A 15,068-nucleotide genomic window follows, 5' to 3' on the forward strand; every position below is an offset into this window, starting at 1 on the left:
ATCCCTCCCCCGCTCGTCAGTCGACGAACCGGGCCGTCACCGAGCCCAGCGGCCCGCCGAACTCGGCGGTGACCGTGTCCCCGGCGCGGACGGGGATCGCGGCCGTCACCGAGCCGGGCAGGATCACGTGGCCGGCCTCGAGCACCGTGCCCCACCGGCCGACCGTGTTGGCCAGCCAGACCAGGGAGGACAGGGACGAGCCGAGCACGGCCGCCCCCGTGCCGGTCTGCTGCACCTGCCCCTGCCGGCGCAGCACGCACCCGACGAGGCGCAGGTCGACGTCCGTCAGCCGGGTCGGACGGGAGCCGAGCACCACGCCGGCGGAGGAGGCGTTGTCGGCGACGGTGTCGAGCAGCCCGATCCGCCAGTCCTCCACGCGGCTGTCCACGACCTCCAGGGCCGGGAGGACGACGTCCACCGCCGCGACGGCGTCGGCGACGGTCACCCCGGGGCCGGCCAGGGGCCGCGCCAGCACGAACGCGATCTCGGGCTCCACGCGGGGCGCGATCCACGAGGACGCCGGCACCGGCGCGTGCTCGAGGTGGAACATGCCGTCCCACAGGTGGCCGAAGTCGGGCTCGTCCACCCCCAGCATCCGCTGCATCGGCAGCGAGGTCAGGCCCACCTTGTGCCCACGCACCCGCTCGCCGCGCTCACGCCGCAGGCGCACCTGGGCCAGCTGGATCGCGTAGGCGTCGTCGAGGTCGAGACCGGGGTGGGTCTCGGTCAGCGGCGGCACCGGACGCCGCGAGGCCTCGGCCTCGAGCAGGGCGCGGGCCACCTCGTCGGTCTGCCGGTCTTCCATCACGTCCTGGAGCCTGCCAGACCGCGGGAGCAGCCCCGGCAGCGCAGGGCGCCCTTTACTTTCCCTGGGTGCAGGTCGATCATGGTCGGCCTGCACACACCCTCGACACCCGGAAGCCCCCCCCACCGTGAGTCGTGCCGCCCAGCCTGCCCCCGCCGACCGAGCACCCGCCCTCGGAGCACCCGCCGACCTGCCACCCTCGGCGCCCGCCCCCGCACGCGTCCTGGTCGTCGAGGACGACCACGACCTGCGAGCGCTGGTCTGCCTGTTCCTCCAGCACGGCGGCCTCGCGCCGCTGGAGGCCGCCGACTGCCTCCAGGCCCAGGCCGTCCTCGAGACCACCGACGTCGAGGTGGTGCTGCTCGACCACCTGCTGCCGGGGCACACCGGGGGCGAGCTGCTCGCCTCGTGCGCGCGGCTGCACGGACCACGGCGACCGGGGGTCGCGGTGCTCACGGGCAACCCCGACCGCGACCTGGCCGCCACCCTGCTGAGCGCCGGCGCGGACGCGGTGCTGCTCAAGCCGTTCGACCCTCCGCACCTGCTCAGGGTGGTGGGCCGGCTCGCCGGGGAGGCGACGCAGCGGCGGCTCGCGGGTCAGTCGCGCCGGTAGCGGCGCGCGGTCACGACCTGGCCGAGGGCGTCCTTGCGCACGTCCAGCTCGTGCTCGTGCGCGCGGTGCAGCTCGCGGGCGTGGAGCCAGGCGTCGTGGTCCTCGCTCGCGCGCAGCGCCTGGCTCGACGAGCGGACGACGCCGAACATGAGCAGGCCGGCGATGACGGCGGCGCTGAGCACCAGCCAGCTGTCCCAGAGAGCGACGTGCACGGTGATCTCCTGATCTCCTCGAGGGTCTTTTTCGCTACGCTACGCGTTGCGTTTCGACTTCCGGAGGCCACGTGACGGACCCCACCGACGACCTGACCCCGTTGCAGCGCGCCCGCCGCGCGCGCGTGGACGAGGCGGCGCTGGCGCTCCTGCGCGGCGGTGGCCCGTCCGCGGTGACGATGGAGGCGGTGGCCGCGACCTCCGGCGTCGCCAAGACCACGCTCTACCGCCGCTACCGCGACCGCGGCGACCTCCTGGCCGCCACCCTCGGGCGGGCCGTCCGGGTCTGGGAGCCCACCCCCACCGGCGACGTCCGCGCCGGCCTGCTCGCCGTCCTGGCCGAGACCCGCCGGCAGATGCACGACGTGCTCGGCCCCGGTGGGCTGGCGGCGCTCGTCGCCGACGAGGACCCGGCCTTCACCGCCGCCGTCCGCGCCGTGCTGGTGCCGTGGGCGCAGGCGCTGAGCGACCTCGTGGCGGCCCACGCCCGTGCCGGCACGGTGCGGCCGGACGTCGACCCCGACGCGGTGGTGACGCTGCTCCTGGGCGCCTACGTCGGGCACCTGCTGTGGCACCGGGACGTGCCGGAGGGAGCGCTGGACCCGGCGGCCGACCTCATGTGGGCGGCCCTGACCGGTCGCCCGGCGACGCAGCCGCTCGGCTGATCCAGCGGGCCGCCGTCGTCCGCACCGAGGCGAGCGCGACCCGCGCGCCGTGGTGGGCCCGCTCGGCCGCGAGCAGCACCGGCACCGGCAGCTCCAGCGCGGTGGCCAGCGCCGCCACGGCGACGGCGTGCTCGACCCGCAGCACCGTCCGGTGGACTGCCGTCCGCACCCCCTCGGCCAGGGAACCCCGGCCGCGACGGGAGCGGAGGGCGCGCGCCCGCGTCCCGGCCTGCCGCGGCTCCGCGACGGTGCGCACCGAGGTCGGCGCGACCACCAGGGACTCGGCGACCGCCACGTGCGGCGCCGGCACGGGTGCCCGCTCCCGGGCAGCGACCACGGCCCGCGGGCCGTCCCCGGGCGTCGCCGGCGCCGCCCGGGCGGACGTCGAGCCCGAGACCAGCAGGGCCGAGGCGAGCACGGCGGAGCAGCAGGCCCGGGCCGCCCGGCCGCGCGAGCCGGAGGAGTGTCGTTCGCTCATGGGCTCCACCGTGGGGAGGAGTCCGGCACGCGCGCTGAGAGGACGGCACGCGGAGGCTGTGGATCGGCGCCCGCCACGGCGCCCGCCACGGCACCCGCCACGGCACGCGCCAGGTCGGGTCAGCCCTCGGCGAGGACCTGCCGGGCGATGCGGAGAGCGTCGTCCGCGTCCGCGATGCCGCCCGAGGTCGCCGCCCGGTGCAGGCACTCCTCGATCTCCTCGCCGCCGAGCCCGTGCGTGCGGGCGGCCCGCACCTGCTCGGCGAGGCCCTCGACCCGGCCGCTGCCCACGAGCGCGGCGAGGGCGACGAGGGACAGCGAGCGCCCGTCCAGGCACGACCCGACGTCCGCCACCGGCTCCCCCAGGGCGTGGGTCCGGACCAGCCGCGCCACCACCTCGGGCGCCTCGACCGGCGCCAGGTGCCCGACCCCGTCCAGCACCTCGAGCCGGCCGCCGGGCACGCCGTCGGCGATCTCGGCCAACGTCGCGGGGGTGGTCACCGGGTCCTCCGCGCCGGCCACGGCCAGCACCGGGGCGACGACCTCACCGAGGCGGTCACGGACGTCGAAGGTCGCCAGGGCCTCGCACACGGCCACGTAGCCGCCGTCCACCGCGGCCGCGAGGGACTCCAGCAGCGCGCCCGAGGCCTCGGGCTCCCGAGCGGAGAAGCCGGGGGCGAACCACCGCTGCGCCGAGCCCGCGACCATCGCCGGGGTGCCCGACTCCCGCACCGTCGCCATCCGGTCGCGCCAGGCCTCCTCGGTGCCGATCCTCGCCCCGGTGCACAGCAGGGTCGCGGAGAGCACCCGTGCGGGCGCGTCCAGCAGCAGCTGGAGCCCGACGGCGCCGCCGACCGAGTCACCGGCGTAGTGGAAGGGCACCGGCGTCAGGCTGTCGGTGAGCCGGTCGACGGCCTCCAGGACGGCGGCGGCCAGCTCGGCCATCGTCAGCGACGCGGGCGCGGAGCGGTCGTGGCCGTGGCCCGGGAGGTCGAAGCCGACCACCTGGAAGTCCTCGGCGAGCAGCGCGGCGGCGCGCGACCACAGGGCGGTCGCCGACGTGCCCAGCGAGGGCCCCAGCACCAGCAGAGGCAGGTCGGGGCGGCCCCCGAGACGGACAGCGGTGACGGACACGCGGTGACTCCTTCGAGGGCGAGGGTGCCGACGGGGCGCCGGCCGGCGCCTCGGGACGACCAGGCGCCGTGCCGCGAGTCTGCCAGCGGCACCGCCGATGCGCTCAGCCCGGTGCTGCGACTGCCGAGAGGTACCTCGTGGCCCGCATCCTGATCTCCGAGTCGGACGACGACCTGCGTCTCGTCCTGCGGGTCCTGCTGCACCGCGAGGGTCACCAGGTGCTCGAGGCCCGCGACGGCCGCGAGGCCCTGCGCCTGCTGCTGACCGAGACCGTGGACCTGGCCGTCGTCGAGATCGGGCTGACCCAGCTCGATGGCCACGACGTGCTGCGCACGGTCCGCGACCAGCAGCCGACCGGGCGCCCCACGCTGGTCGCCCTCTACGGCCTCGGCGACCTGCTGCGCGACCGCGGCGTCCGGCAGGCCTACGTCAGCGGCGCCGACGACGTGCTGACCAAGCCGTTCGTCGTCGAGGACCTCGTGGACCGGCTGCGGATGCACCTCGACGAGCGTCAGGTGGCGGGCCCGCCGCCCTGGTGAGCAGGCCCTTCACACGATCTTCAGGGCCCCGGCACCGCGCGGCCGCCGCCACGCTCACCTGGGCCGTCGACGGGCCGATGAGCAGGACATGGGAAAGCTGCTCATCGCCGAGGACGACCAGGACCTGCGACTGCTCCTGCGGCACGTGCTGACCCGGGCCAGCCACGACGTCAGCTCGGTCGCCGACGGCGACACCGCCCTGCACGCCTCCTCGGTCGAGCGCTTCGACCTGCTGCTCCTCGACGTGCGGATGCCCCGCTGCGACGGCGCGGCCGTGCTCGCCGCCCTGGCCGCACGGCCCGAGCACCAGCGCCCGCGCGTCCTGGTGCTCTCCGGGGTCACCGAGGAGGACGAGGTCGAGGCGCTGCGCGCGCTCGGCGCCCACGACGTCGTCCTCAAGCCCGTCGACCAGCGCGCGCTGCGGGAGGCCGTCGCCGCCGCCCTGGCCACGCCGCGCCCGGGCTGGCACGGGGACGACCTGCTGGCCGAGACGGCCTGACCGCACCACGACGCCCGCTCCTCGCACACCGAGCACGAACAGCGCTATCATCGCCGCATGGCGATGAATCAGGGGCTGGACGCGACCGCCCTCGCGGCCCCGGACGGCGCGGCCGACGACGCAGCCGCCTTCCTCTTCCACGGCTTCGCCGACGCGTCCCGGCTGCGCCTGCTGCGCCACCTGCTCACCGGCCCGCACCGAGTGCGGGACCTCACCGAGCACGTCGGCCTCGCCCAGTCGACCGTGTCGCGACACCTCGCCTGCCTGCGCGACTGCGGCCTGGTCGACTCCCGCGCGCAGGGACGCGCCTCGGTCTTCTCGCTGACCCACCCCGACCTGGTGCTCGCGCTGCTCGGTGCCGCCGACGAGGTCCTCGACGCCACGGGCGCCCCGTGCCGGGGCCACGCCCACCCCGACGCCCGCCCCACCGACCACCTCGACGGGGAGCCCTCGTGAGCGCCGGGCACACCCACGGTCACTCCCACGGCCACGCGCTGCCCGTGGACCACCGCGGCCGCCTCGCCGTCGTCCTCGCCATCACCTCCGCGGTGCTGGTGGCCGAGGTCGTCGGCGCCGTCCTCTCCGGCAGCCTCGCGCTGCTCACCGACGCGGCCCACATGCTCACGGACGTGGCGGGGCTGGTGCTCGGCCTCGTGGCCGCGTCCCTGGCGCGCCGCCCCAGCACCGACACCCACTCGTGGGGCTGGCGTCGGGCCGAGGTGCTCGGCGCGGCCGCGCAGGCGGCCGTGCTGCTCGGCGTCGGGCTCTACGTGCTCGTCGAGGCCGTCTCCCGACTGCTGGACCCGGGCGAGGTCGACGCCGGGCCGATGCTGGTCTTCGGCGTGGTGGGCCTGGTCGGCAACATCGTCGGTCTCGCGATCCTGGCCGGCGCCCGCGGCGCCGACCTCAACCTGCGCGCCGCCTTCCTGGAGGTCCTCAACGACACGCTCGGCTCCGTGGCCGTGCTCGTCGCCGCCGGCGTCGTCCTGGCCACCGGGTGGCAGCGCGCCGACCCGGTCGCCTCGCTGCTGATCGTCGCGCTCATCGTGCCGCGCACGCTCGTGCTCCTGGGCAGCGCCGGCCGCGTCCTGCTGGAGGCGACCCCGCCCGGCCTCGACGTCACGACGCTGCGTGCACGACTGGGCACCCACCCGCACGTCGAGGCGGTGCACGACCTGCACGTGACCCAGGTGGCCACCGGCCTGCCGACCCTCACCGCGCACGTCGTCGTGGCGGACGAGTGCTTCCTCGACGGACACCTCGGCCCGCTGCTCGACGACCTCCAGTCCCTGCTGGCCACGGACTTCGACGTCGCCCACTCCACCCTGCAGTTCGAGTCCCGGCAGCACGCCGAGCACGAGCACGCGGCCCACCCCTGACGCCCCCGCGACCGCCGGGAGCACGTGCGTACCGCAGCGTGAGCGAACCCACCTGCATGAAGACCGCGTGAAGGCGGTGTGGACGCAGGCCGGGGTGGGTAGGACTGCGGTGGCAACGGAGGGAGCCACTCATGCAGCACCAGCAGCACCTGACCAGGACGACGGCCAGCGTCGGCGTCGCGCGGCACCACCTGCGCGCGGCCCTCGCGGACGCAGGCGTCGGTGACCCGGTCGCCTACGACGCACAGCTCGTCCTCACCGAGCTGGTGTCGAACGCCGTCGAGCACGGACACCCGGACGCCTCGGGCGAGATCGAGGTCGGCTGGACGATCGACCCCGACCGCATCGTCATCGACGTGCGGGACGCCGGCCCGGCACCGCGCATCCACCCCGGCCGTCCGACCCCCGACTCCACCCGCGGGCGAGGCCTGCTGATCGTCGAGGACATCTGCTCCTCGTGGCACGTCGAGACCGACCACGGCACCCGGATCGTCGCCGAGCTGGCGCTCCAGGCAGCCTGAGCCTGCACCCCCGGGGCCGGCCGGGGCCGCTCACAACCGGCTGAACAGCACCCGCCGACCGTCGTCGTCGGTGACGGCCACCGCGACCGCGTCCTCGCGCAGCAGCGCGGACTGCAGGTTGCAGGTCATCTCGGCCTCCCCCACCCCGACGAACTCCCCGGCCGGCGACCACGAGCCGTCGGCGGCGCGGAAGACGGCACGGTACGTCTCGCCGGCGGTGAAGCCCTCGCCGGTGATCCTCAGCTCGGTGCCCCACGTGTGCGGCACCAGGCCGGCGTCCGAGACCTGCACGCCGGGCACGGTCCGCACGCTCAGCGGCTCCCACGGAGAGGTCGCCTCCTCCGGTCCGACGGTGCGGCCCACGCCGAAGCCCAGACCGGCGACGGCGACGACCACGGCGGCGGCGAGGCCCGCCCGCAGCACCCCGCGCCGGCGATTCCGGGCCCGGGCGCGCGCCAGCTCGTCCGCCTCGTCCGCCTCCCGGGCCGCGCGCTCCTCGGCCACCTGGGCGCGGATCGCGCGGCCGAGGTCGGGCGGCGGCGCGGGCGGCGTCTCGAGCGCCTCGAGGTCGAGCGCGGCCAGTCGCGCCGAGAGCGGGGCGATCTCGGCCAGGTCGGCCCGGCAGTCGGCGCAGCCGTCCAGGTGCGCGCGGACGCGGTCGGCCTCCGCCCCGTCCAGGTGGCCCAGCGCCAGGGGCCCCAGCGCCTCGCGCAGGCGCGCGTGCTCCTCGACCGGCTCCTCGCCCTCGTTCACGGCGCCACCCCCATCTCGTCCATCGCCGCCCGCAACGCCTTCAGACCGTAGAAGACGCGGCTGCGCAGCGTGCCCACCGGCACGCCCAGCTCGCCGGCGACCTCCTCGTAGGGGCGCTCACGCAGGTGCGTCTCCACGATGGCGGTGCGGTGGTGCTCCGCGACCCGGCGCAGCGCCTCCTCCAGCAACCACCCCTCCAGCATCCGCTCCGTGGGGTCGGCGACCTCCTCGGCGCGCTCGGCGACGCTGGGCGGGTCGAGCAGCGTCGACTGCCACGGGCGCGCGCCGCTGGCCCGTGCGTGGTCGATCATCGCGTTCCGGGCGATGCCGAAGAGCCACACCCGCAGCGAGGAGAGCGTCGGGTCGAAGCGGTCCGCGTTGCGCCACGCCTTGAGGAACGTCTCCTGCGTGACGTCCTGGGCCGCGCCCGGGTCCCCGAGGCCACGCAGCAGGAAGCGGTAGATCTCCGGCCCGTGCCGCAGGTAGGCGGCGTGCACCTCGTCCTCGTCGGCGAGGCCTGGCAGCACCTCGGACCTGCTCTCCTCGGGTGGCGCGCCCTCGGCGGGGCGTCGGGTGCGGGTGCTCGTGGCGGCGTCGTCCACGGCGGCTCCTCGGTCGCTGGGGGGGGACGGCGGGGGCGTCCGTCACCCCTCGTTCGGTGTGCTCCGCGTCACGGATGGGTCCCCCGTCCGGGCGACAGCCGTGGACCAGACCGCGTCACGGATTTCTCGGGCCCGTCGTGAACGCGCCCGGGTCGGGCCCCGTACCCACCCCACGAGCGGCCTCCCCCGCCGGCCCCCGGCGGCGTCGCTCCCGCACGGCACCTCCGCGGCACCCCCGCGGACTCGAACCGACGAAGGGCCTGACGATGACCACACCTCCCACGACCGCACGCCCGGCTCGCGCCGGACGTCGCGGCCGCCTGCTCGGCCTCGCGGCCGGCTCCCTCACCCTCGCGGTGACGGGCCTGCTCCCGCTGGCACCCGCCCAGGCGGCGCCCGCCGAGACCAGCGAGCGGGTCCGCGTCGACGCCGAGACCGACCTGCGCAAGGCCGTCCGCGCCGCCAACCTCGCGGGCGAGCGGACCGTCGTCCGGCTCACCGAGGACATCGTCCTCACCCGGGACGGCGCGGGCGGCGCCTTCCGCGGCGACCTCGACGTCACCGGGCACCTCGTGGTGCGTGGCGGCGGGCACACGATCGACGCCGACGGCCTCGACCGGGTCTTCGACGTGGCCCCCGAGGCCACCCTCGTGCTCGACGACGTCCGGCTCGTGGGCGGCGCCGCGACCGAGACCGAGTCCGGCGGCGCCCTGCGCAGCGCCGGCACCCTCGTCGTGCGTCGCTCGGTGATCGCGGACAGCACCGTCAGCGGCGCCGGTGCCTCCGGCGGGGCGATCATGAACGAGGGCGGCTCGCTGGCCGTGGTCGGCTCGCGGCTGGTGCGCAACACCGCGGTCCGCGCCGGCGGTGCCATCGAGGCGCTGGAGGGCAGCACCGTGGTGCGGGGCAGCGTGCTGCGCGCCAACAGCGCCGGCGCCGAGCCGGGCAACGGCGGCGCCCTGCACCTGACGGGAGGCGGCTCCGTCGAGGTCGTCGGCAGCCGCGTCCTGCGCAACACCGCCACCGCCGAGGGCGGCGGCCTGTGGAACTCCTCCACCGGCACCATGCTCGTGCGCCGCACCGTGGTGCGTGGCAACACCGCCGCCGGCGACGACGCCACCCAGGGTGGCGGCGGCCTCTTCAACGACGGCGGCGACCTGACCGTGCAGCGCTCGCTGGTGCTCGCCAACGACGCCACCGGGGCCTCGGGCTCCGGCGGTGGCGTGCTCAACGACAACGGCGGCGACCTCGTGGTCGTGGGCACCACCCTGCGCGGCAACACCGCCCCGCGCGCCGGCGGCGGCATCGAGGGCACCACCGGCACCATCACCGTCACCGACTCCCAGCTCACCGACAACAGCACCGGCGCGGCCCCCGGCAACGGCGGCGCCCTGCACGTCACCGGCGCGACCACCACGATCATCAGCACCACCCAGGTGCTCGACAACACCGCCGCCCTCGAGGGTGGCGGCCTGTGGAACTCCGCCACCGGCACCATGGAGGTCTGGGGCTCGACCGTCTCCGGCAACACCGCCTCCGGCGCCGCGTCCGACGAGGGCGGCGGCGGCCTCTTCAACCAGGCGGGCTCCCTGCTGGTGGTCGGCACCCTGGTCGACGGCAACACCGCGGACGGCACCCTGGGCTCCGGCGGCGGCGTGCTCAACAACGGCGGCACGCTCGAGATCGACCGGTCGGTCGTCTCCGGCAACACCGCCCAGCGCGCCGGCGGCGGCGTGGAGGCCAACGTCGGCACCACCGTCGTGCGACGCAGCGAGCTGTCCGGCAACGACGCCGGCACCGGTCCCGGCAACGGCGGTGGCCTGCACCTCACCGGCGCCGGCACCGTGACGGTGCGTACCACCGACGTGCTCGGCAACACCGCCGTCGAGGGCGGCGGCCTGTGGAACTCGGCCACCGGCACCATGACCGTCGCCGCGTCCACAATCACCGGCAACACCGCCACCGGCGGCGCCGAGCCCACCCAGGGCGGCGGCGGCCTCTACAACGACGGCACCCTGACGGTGCGCGACAGCGTGGTCAGCGACAACGACGCCACCGGCTCGCTCGGCTCCGGCGGCGGCCTGCTCAACGTCCTGGGCACCGTGACGATGAGCGACACCGTGCTGGACGACAACACCGCCGTCCGCGCCGGCGGCGCCCTCGAGACCAACGGCGGCACGCTCGACCTCACCGCGGTGGACACCGCCGGCAACGTCACCGGCGCCAACCCCGGCAACGGCGGCGGCCTGCACGTGACCGCCGACGGCGTCGTCACCTGGGCCGGCGGCACCGTCACCGGCAACTCCGCGGCCAACGAGGGCGGCGGCCTGTGGAACTCCGGCACCGGCTCCATCACGGCCACCGACCTGGTGGTGACCGGCAACACCGCGCCCACCGGCCCGGACGTGTTCAACGTGGGCGGCCCGTTCAGCCTCAACGGCGCGAACGTCCCCGCCAGCTGATCCCCGCCCGTCCCGGCTCCCCTGCGGGACGGACCCGCTGCCCGGCACCGGTCTCAGGTGCCGGGCAGCGGTGCCTGAGACCGGTGTCCGTGGAGCAGCGGGTGGTGTGAGGTGCCGGCGTTCCGGGGAGGCTGCCCAGGATGTCCGAGACACCGCAGCCCCCGACACTGGCCGGCCGGTACCGCCTCGAGCGCCTCATCGGCAGCGGCGGCGCCGCCGACGTCCATCGCGCCACCGACCTGGTTCTCGACCGCGCCGTGGCGGTCAAGGTCCTGCGCGCCGGCACCACCGCGCTCGAGGACGACACCACCGCCCGGGCCCGCTTCGACAGCGAGGCCCGACTGCTGGCACGCCTCTCCGACCCCGGCCTGGTCGCCGTGCTCGACGCCGGCACCGACGAGACCGGCGGCGACCGCCGTCCCTTCCTGGTCCTGGAGCTCGTCGAGGGCGGCTCGCTCTCCGACCTCGTGGCCCGCGGCCCGCTCGACCCCGAGGCCGTCGCCCGGATCGGGTCCTCCGTCGCCGGCGGCCTGGCCGCCTGCCACACCGCCGACGTCGTGCACCGCGACGTCAAGCCCGCCAACGTCCTGATCGACCGGGCCGGGCACGCCAAGCTCACCGACCTCGGCATCGCCCGGCTCCTCGACGACACCGACGGGCACACCCGCACCGGCACGACCATCGGCACAGCCGCCTACCTCGCCCCCGAGCAGGCCCGCGGCGACCAGGTCACCCCCGCGGCCGACGTCTACTCCCTCGGGCTCGTGCTGCTCGAGGCACTCACCGCCACCCGGGCCTTCCCGGGGACGCCGGCGGAGTCGGCGATCGCCAGGCTCAGCCGCGACCCCGTGGTGCCGGACGACCTGCCCGACGGCTGGGCACCACTCCTGCGCGAGGCCACCTCGGCCGACCCGGCGGCCCGGCCCACCGCGGCCGACCTCGCCCGCCGACTGGCGGCCCTCGCCGCCGACCCCACCGGCCCCGCACCGACCGCGGTGCTGGCGGCGGAGGACGCCACCGCCGTCCTCGACGACCAGGGCACGCACGGTCGAGCCGCCGTCGGCGGTGCTGCGGCGGCAGGTGCTGCGCTGGGTGGTGCTGCTGCGGCGACCGCGCCCACCTACGGAGCCCCGACCAGCGCGGCCCCTGCGGCCGCCGGGGATGCTGGGGACGCCGCGACCACGCAGGTTGCGCCGACCCCCGCCGCCACCGGCACCACCGCCGGCGAGCGTCAGGACCGACGTCGCCGCCCGGGGGCCGTGCCGCTCGCGCTGGGCGGGGTGGCACTGGCGGTGCTGCTCGCCGTCGGCGCCGCGGCGGTGTTGGGGGGCGGCTCGGACGAGAGCCCGGCCGGGGCGACCACGTCGGAGTCGACGTCGGGGTCCTCCGACTCCTCGGACCCGGCGTCCGAGGCCGCGAGCACCACCTCGACGCCCGAGCCGTCGGAGACGCTGGACGACAAGGAGGCCGAGAAGGCCTCCCGCGAGGCGGAGAAGGAGGCCGAGAAGGCCTCCCGCGAGGCCGAGAAGGAAGCCGAGAAGGCCGCCAAGGAGGCCGAGAAGGAGGCGCGGGAGGCGGCCAAGGACTGACCGCCCGGCCCGCGGCGACCCCTCAGTCGGTCTTCGGGCCGGTCGGCTCGGCGGAGGCGCCGGCGCTGCCGTCGTCCTGCTGGTGCTCGTCGGCGGGGGTGGGCTGGTCGCCGTAGACGCCGGCCTCGCGGGCGACGCGGGTCTTGCGCAGCTGGCGGGCCATCGACCAGCCGAGCAGGCCGACGGCCACGAACATCAGCACGATGACCAGCACGCCGACCCAGCCGGCGGTCACGTCGTCGACCTCCGGGGCGGGGTCCAGCGGGTTGCTCAGCGGGAGCAGGGTCATCAGGGTCAGGGCGTTCACGCGTCCTCCTCGACGAGGTCCGTGGTGTCGGCGGTGGCGGCCTGGTCCGCGGCCTCGGTGGTGCTCTCGGGCACGAGGCCCTCGAACAGGTCGCTCTCGGGGCCGATCGCACCCGCCCGGTTGACCACGAGCTCGTAGTCCTCGGTCGGCCACACGGCGGCCTGGAGCTCGCGCGGGATCGCGAACCAGTGTCCGTCGGGGTCGATCTGGGTGGCGTGCGCGAGCAGCGCCTGGTCCCGCACGCCGAAGAAGGCCGAGCACTCGACCTTGGTGGTGACGCGGGCGTCCCACTCCGGCTCGGGCTTCCACTGCGCCAGCCGCTCGGTCCACGGCGACTCCAGGCCGTGCTCGAGCATCGCGGCGTGCAGGGACTCCATGCGCTGCCGGTTGAAAGAGTGGTGGTAGTAGAGCTTGGTGACGCTCCACGGCTCGCCCAGCTCGGGGTAGCGCTCGGGGTCGGCGGCAGCCTCGAACGCCTCGACGGCGACCTTGTGGCACATGATGTGGTCGGGGTGGGGGTAGCCGCCACGCTCGTCGTAGGTGGTGAGGACGTGGGGCTTGACCTCGCGGATCAGCTTCACCAGCGGGGCCGCGGCCTCCTCCAGCGGCACGAGGCCGAAGCAGCCCTCGGGAAGCGGCGGCTTGGGGTCGCCCTCGGGCCACCCGGAGTCCACGAAGCCCAGCCACTCCTGGGTGATGCCGAGGATGTCGCGGGCCCGCTCCATCTCCTGGCGCCGCACCTCGGTGATGTTCTCGAGGATGTCGGGGCGCTCCATCTTCGGGTTGAGGATCGAGCCCCGCTCACCACCGGTGCAGGTCGCGACGTGCACCTGCGCGCCCTGGGCCACGTACCGGGCCGTGGACGCCGCCCCCTTGCTCGACTCGTCGTCGGGGTGGGCGTGGACGTGCATGAGGCGCAGACCCGCGTAGGGCAGGGCCTCGGACTGCTGCGGCATGTCCTCCATCGTAGGAGCGCCCGTCCCCGGCACCGAACCGCGGGCGGCACGCGGCCGCGACGGGCCCTGTGGAAGGGCTGCGGCCAGTTGGACCCTCCCGTGCCGTCTGGGACGATCGCAGGCGTGAGCACCACCCCCGGCCCTGGTACCGGCCCCGCGCAGCAGCCCGCCCGGCACGACGACGAGCTGGCGCACCGGTACGGCCGCCCCGCCCGTTGGCCGTGGGTCGTGGGCCTGCTGGTGACGCTCGTCCTCGTCGGCGTCGCCGGCTCGATGGTCGCCTGGACGGCGCTGCGCTCCTCCGACCCGGCCGTGCAGTCCGCCGTCCTCGCCTTCGACGTGGTCGACGAGCACCAGGTGGACGCCTCGGTGCGCATCGAGATGTCCGACAACGCCGAGGACGTGCAGTGCACGCTGCGGGCCTACGCCGAGGACAAGTCGACCGTCGGCGAGACCACGTTCTCCCCGTCCGGCTCGGGGCGGTTCGAGGTCGACATCCGGACCGAGCGGCGTGCCACGTCCGTCGAGGGGCTGGGCTGCACCGCCACCGGCCAGGAGCGCGCCCGCTGACCCGTCCCCGGCCCCACACCTGCCACCCGCCTCGCTCGACCGGGTGGTCCGCAGGACCTGCAGGTGGGGCGCGAGGTTGTTAAACTGGTCGTTCTGACTTCACTCGCCGGGCCACCGCGAGGTGGCCCGCCCGGTCTCCCCGGGTCGTGGTCACGTTCGTGGCACACCGGAGGACGAGGTCAGAGCCTCCCCGGCCTCCCGCCGGGAGGGCCGCACCCGCACCCGAGAATCCCTCGGGAGCCGACCGCCGGAGCCGGCACAGGCACCGCGGCAGCACCCGGACGTCTTCACGGTAGGAGTAGGAATGACCCAGTCCACGGAGCAGGGCACCATCTGGCTGACCCAGGAGGGCTTCGACAAGCTCAAGTCCGAGCTCGCCGACCTCGAGGGACCCGTGCGCCAGGAGGTCGTCGAGAGGATCTCCGCCGCCCGCGACGAGGGCGACCTCAAGGAGAACGGCGGCTACCACGCCGCCCGCGAGGAGCAGGGCCGGCTCGAGGGCCGCATCCGCCAGCTCAAGGACATGCTCGAGCGTGCCCAGGTCGGCGAGACCCCCGAGGACGACGGCACCGTCGCCCCCGGTTCCAAGGTCACCTACAAGTTCGTCGGCGACGACGACGACGAGGCCGAGACCTTCCTCCTGGCCGCCCGCGAGATGGAGGACACCGTCTCGGAGGACATCAAGGTGTACTCCCCGCAGTCCCCGCTCGGCAGCGCCATCATCGGCGCCAAGGTCGGCGACACCGTCGGCTACGAGGCCCCCAACGGCCGCACGCTCGAGGTGGTCATCCTCGACGCGAAGCCGTACTCCAGCTGAGCGCACCCGCCTCCGCGACGCCACGGCGCCGGTCCCCGCACCCGGGGGTCGGCGCCGTCGTCCGTCCGGACCCACCCCTCACCAGCCCCCACCGCCGAGGCGGCCGCCACATGCGGCCGCCGCCGCGGGGGGTGGGGGGGGGTGGCGGGGGCGGAGGCGCCGCGGGAG

Annotated in this window: 19 protein-coding genes; 11 read left to right on the plus strand and 8 right to left on the minus strand. The window is 75.7% G+C overall.

Translation table 11 applies throughout. The annotated features are described in order from the left end of the window. Nucleotides 1–16 precede the first annotated feature (16 nt). Nucleotides 17–808 carry a 2-keto-4-pentenoate hydratase gene (locus tag M8316_RS17325; RefSeq protein WP_250056663.1) on the minus strand — a complete coding sequence of 264 codons (792 nt, stop codon included), beginning with the start codon at nucleotides 806–808 and terminating at the stop codon, nucleotides 17–19. A 124-nt stretch (nucleotides 809–932) separates the two neighbouring features. On the opposite strand from M8316_RS17325, the gene M8316_RS17330 reads away from it, so the two are divergent. Further along, nucleotides 933–1,418, plus strand: a complete 486-nt coding sequence (locus tag M8316_RS17330) for a response regulator (RefSeq protein ID WP_308196050.1) — start codon at nucleotides 933–935, stop codon at nucleotides 1,416–1,418. Here the strand turns inward: M8316_RS17330 and M8316_RS17335 are convergent. Continuing rightward, a complete protein-coding gene (locus tag M8316_RS17335) occupies nucleotides 1,403–1,630 on the minus strand; it encodes a hypothetical protein (protein ID WP_250056665.1) in 228 nt (75 codons plus the stop codon). The genes M8316_RS17330 and M8316_RS17335 overlap by 16 nt on opposite strands. 71 nt (nucleotides 1,631–1,701) lie before the next feature. On the opposite strand from M8316_RS17335, the gene M8316_RS17340 reads away from it, so the two are divergent. Beyond that, nucleotides 1,702–2,295 (plus strand): TetR/AcrR family transcriptional regulator, encoded by a 594-nt coding sequence (locus tag M8316_RS17340; protein ID WP_250056667.1) that lies wholly within the window; start codon nucleotides 1,702–1,704, stop codon nucleotides 2,293–2,295. Here the strand turns inward: M8316_RS17340 and M8316_RS20840 are convergent. After that, nucleotides 2,246–2,773: a hypothetical protein gene (locus M8316_RS20840; protein WP_272495459.1), complete on the minus strand. Its 528-nt coding sequence runs from the start codon at nucleotides 2,771–2,773 to the stop codon at nucleotides 2,246–2,248. The two genes, M8316_RS17340 and M8316_RS20840, sit on opposite strands and share 50 nt — an antisense overlap. A 119-nt stretch (nucleotides 2,774–2,892) precedes the next feature. Then, nucleotides 2,893–3,906, minus strand: coding sequence for an alpha/beta fold hydrolase (locus M8316_RS17350; RefSeq protein WP_250056669.1), 1,014 nt, complete (start codon nucleotides 3,904–3,906; stop codon nucleotides 2,893–2,895). A 137-nt stretch (nucleotides 3,907–4,043) separates the two neighbouring features. On the opposite strand from M8316_RS17350, the gene M8316_RS17355 reads away from it, so the two are divergent. The 5 genes from M8316_RS17355 (at nucleotide 4,044) to M8316_RS17375 (ending at nucleotide 6,844) form a co-directional block, all read left to right on the plus strand. Then, on the plus strand, nucleotides 4,044–4,445 hold the full coding sequence (locus tag M8316_RS17355; RefSeq protein ID WP_250056671.1) for a response regulator: 402 nt from the start codon (nucleotides 4,044–4,046) through the stop codon (nucleotides 4,443–4,445). 88 nt (nucleotides 4,446–4,533) lie between these two features. Further along, nucleotides 4,534–4,944: a response regulator gene (locus tag M8316_RS17360; protein WP_250056672.1), complete on the plus strand. Its 411-nt coding sequence runs from the start codon at nucleotides 4,534–4,536 to the stop codon at nucleotides 4,942–4,944. A gap of 57 nt (nucleotides 4,945–5,001) precedes the next feature. After that, entirely contained in the window at nucleotides 5,002–5,400 is a 399-nt protein-coding gene (locus tag M8316_RS17365) for an ArsR/SmtB family transcription factor (protein ID WP_250056673.1), read from the plus strand. Continuing rightward, entirely contained in the window at nucleotides 5,397–6,323 is a 927-nt protein-coding gene (locus M8316_RS17370; protein WP_250056674.1) for a cation diffusion facilitator family transporter, read from the plus strand. Before M8316_RS17365 ends, M8316_RS17370 begins: the two co-directional genes overlap by 4 nt. Before the next feature lie 131 nt (nucleotides 6,324–6,454). Further along, nucleotides 6,455–6,844 (plus strand): ATP-binding protein, encoded by a 390-nt coding sequence (locus M8316_RS17375; RefSeq protein ID WP_250056675.1) that lies wholly within the window; start codon nucleotides 6,455–6,457, stop codon nucleotides 6,842–6,844. 30 nt (nucleotides 6,845–6,874) lie between these two features. On the opposite strand, the gene M8316_RS17380 is transcribed toward M8316_RS17375, so the two are convergent. After that, nucleotides 6,875–7,597 carry a zf-HC2 domain-containing protein gene (locus M8316_RS17380; protein ID WP_250056676.1) on the minus strand — a complete coding sequence of 241 codons (723 nt, stop codon included), beginning with the start codon at nucleotides 7,595–7,597 and terminating at the stop codon, nucleotides 6,875–6,877. After that, nucleotides 7,594–8,199, minus strand: coding sequence for a sigma-70 family RNA polymerase sigma factor (locus M8316_RS17385; protein WP_250056677.1), 606 nt, complete (start codon nucleotides 8,197–8,199; stop codon nucleotides 7,594–7,596). The genes M8316_RS17380 and M8316_RS17385 overlap by 4 nt, the downstream gene beginning before the upstream one ends. Before the next feature lie 266 nt (nucleotides 8,200–8,465). Between M8316_RS17385 and M8316_RS17390 the strand changes: the two genes are divergently transcribed. Together M8316_RS17390 and M8316_RS17395 are read left to right on the plus strand one after the other, a co-directional pair. Next, complete coding sequence (locus tag M8316_RS17390; protein ID WP_250056678.1) at nucleotides 8,466–10,661, plus strand: beta strand repeat-containing protein; 2,196 nt, start codon at nucleotides 8,466–8,468, stop codon at nucleotides 10,659–10,661. Nucleotides 10,662–10,801: 140 nt separating this feature from the next. Next, nucleotides 10,802–12,250: a serine/threonine-protein kinase gene (locus tag M8316_RS17395; protein WP_250056680.1), complete on the plus strand. Its 1,449-nt coding sequence runs from the start codon at nucleotides 10,802–10,804 to the stop codon at nucleotides 12,248–12,250. A 22-nt stretch (nucleotides 12,251–12,272) separates the two neighbouring features. Here the strand turns inward: M8316_RS17395 and M8316_RS17400 are convergent, their stop codons facing one another. Both M8316_RS17400 and mca read right to left on the minus strand, forming a co-directional pair. Next, nucleotides 12,273–12,557, minus strand: coding sequence for a hypothetical protein (locus tag M8316_RS17400; RefSeq protein WP_250056682.1), 285 nt, complete (start codon nucleotides 12,555–12,557; stop codon nucleotides 12,273–12,275). Beyond that, a complete protein-coding gene (gene mca / locus M8316_RS17405) occupies nucleotides 12,554–13,513 on the minus strand; it encodes a mycothiol conjugate amidase Mca (RefSeq protein WP_250056683.1) in 960 nt (319 codons plus the stop codon). Before mca ends, M8316_RS17400 begins: the two co-directional genes overlap by 4 nt. 123 nt (nucleotides 13,514–13,636) lie before the next feature. Between mca and M8316_RS17410 the strand changes: the two genes are divergently transcribed. Both M8316_RS17410 and greA read left to right on the plus strand, forming a co-directional pair. Then, nucleotides 13,637–14,083 carry a DUF4307 domain-containing protein gene (locus tag M8316_RS17410; RefSeq protein ID WP_250056685.1) on the plus strand — a complete coding sequence of 149 codons (447 nt, stop codon included), beginning with the start codon at nucleotides 13,637–13,639 and terminating at the stop codon, nucleotides 14,081–14,083. A 304-nt stretch (nucleotides 14,084–14,387) separates the two neighbouring features. Next, on the plus strand, nucleotides 14,388–14,900 hold the full coding sequence (greA, locus tag M8316_RS17415) for a transcription elongation factor GreA (protein WP_250056687.1): 513 nt from the start codon (nucleotides 14,388–14,390) through the stop codon (nucleotides 14,898–14,900). Nucleotides 14,901–15,068: the final 168 nt, after the last annotated feature.

Origin of the sequence: Nocardioides bruguierae (genome assembly GCF_023554635.1) — a bacterium.
Taxonomy (GTDB): Bacteria; Actinomycetota; Actinomycetes; order Propionibacteriales; family Nocardioidaceae; genus Nocardioides; species Nocardioides bruguierae.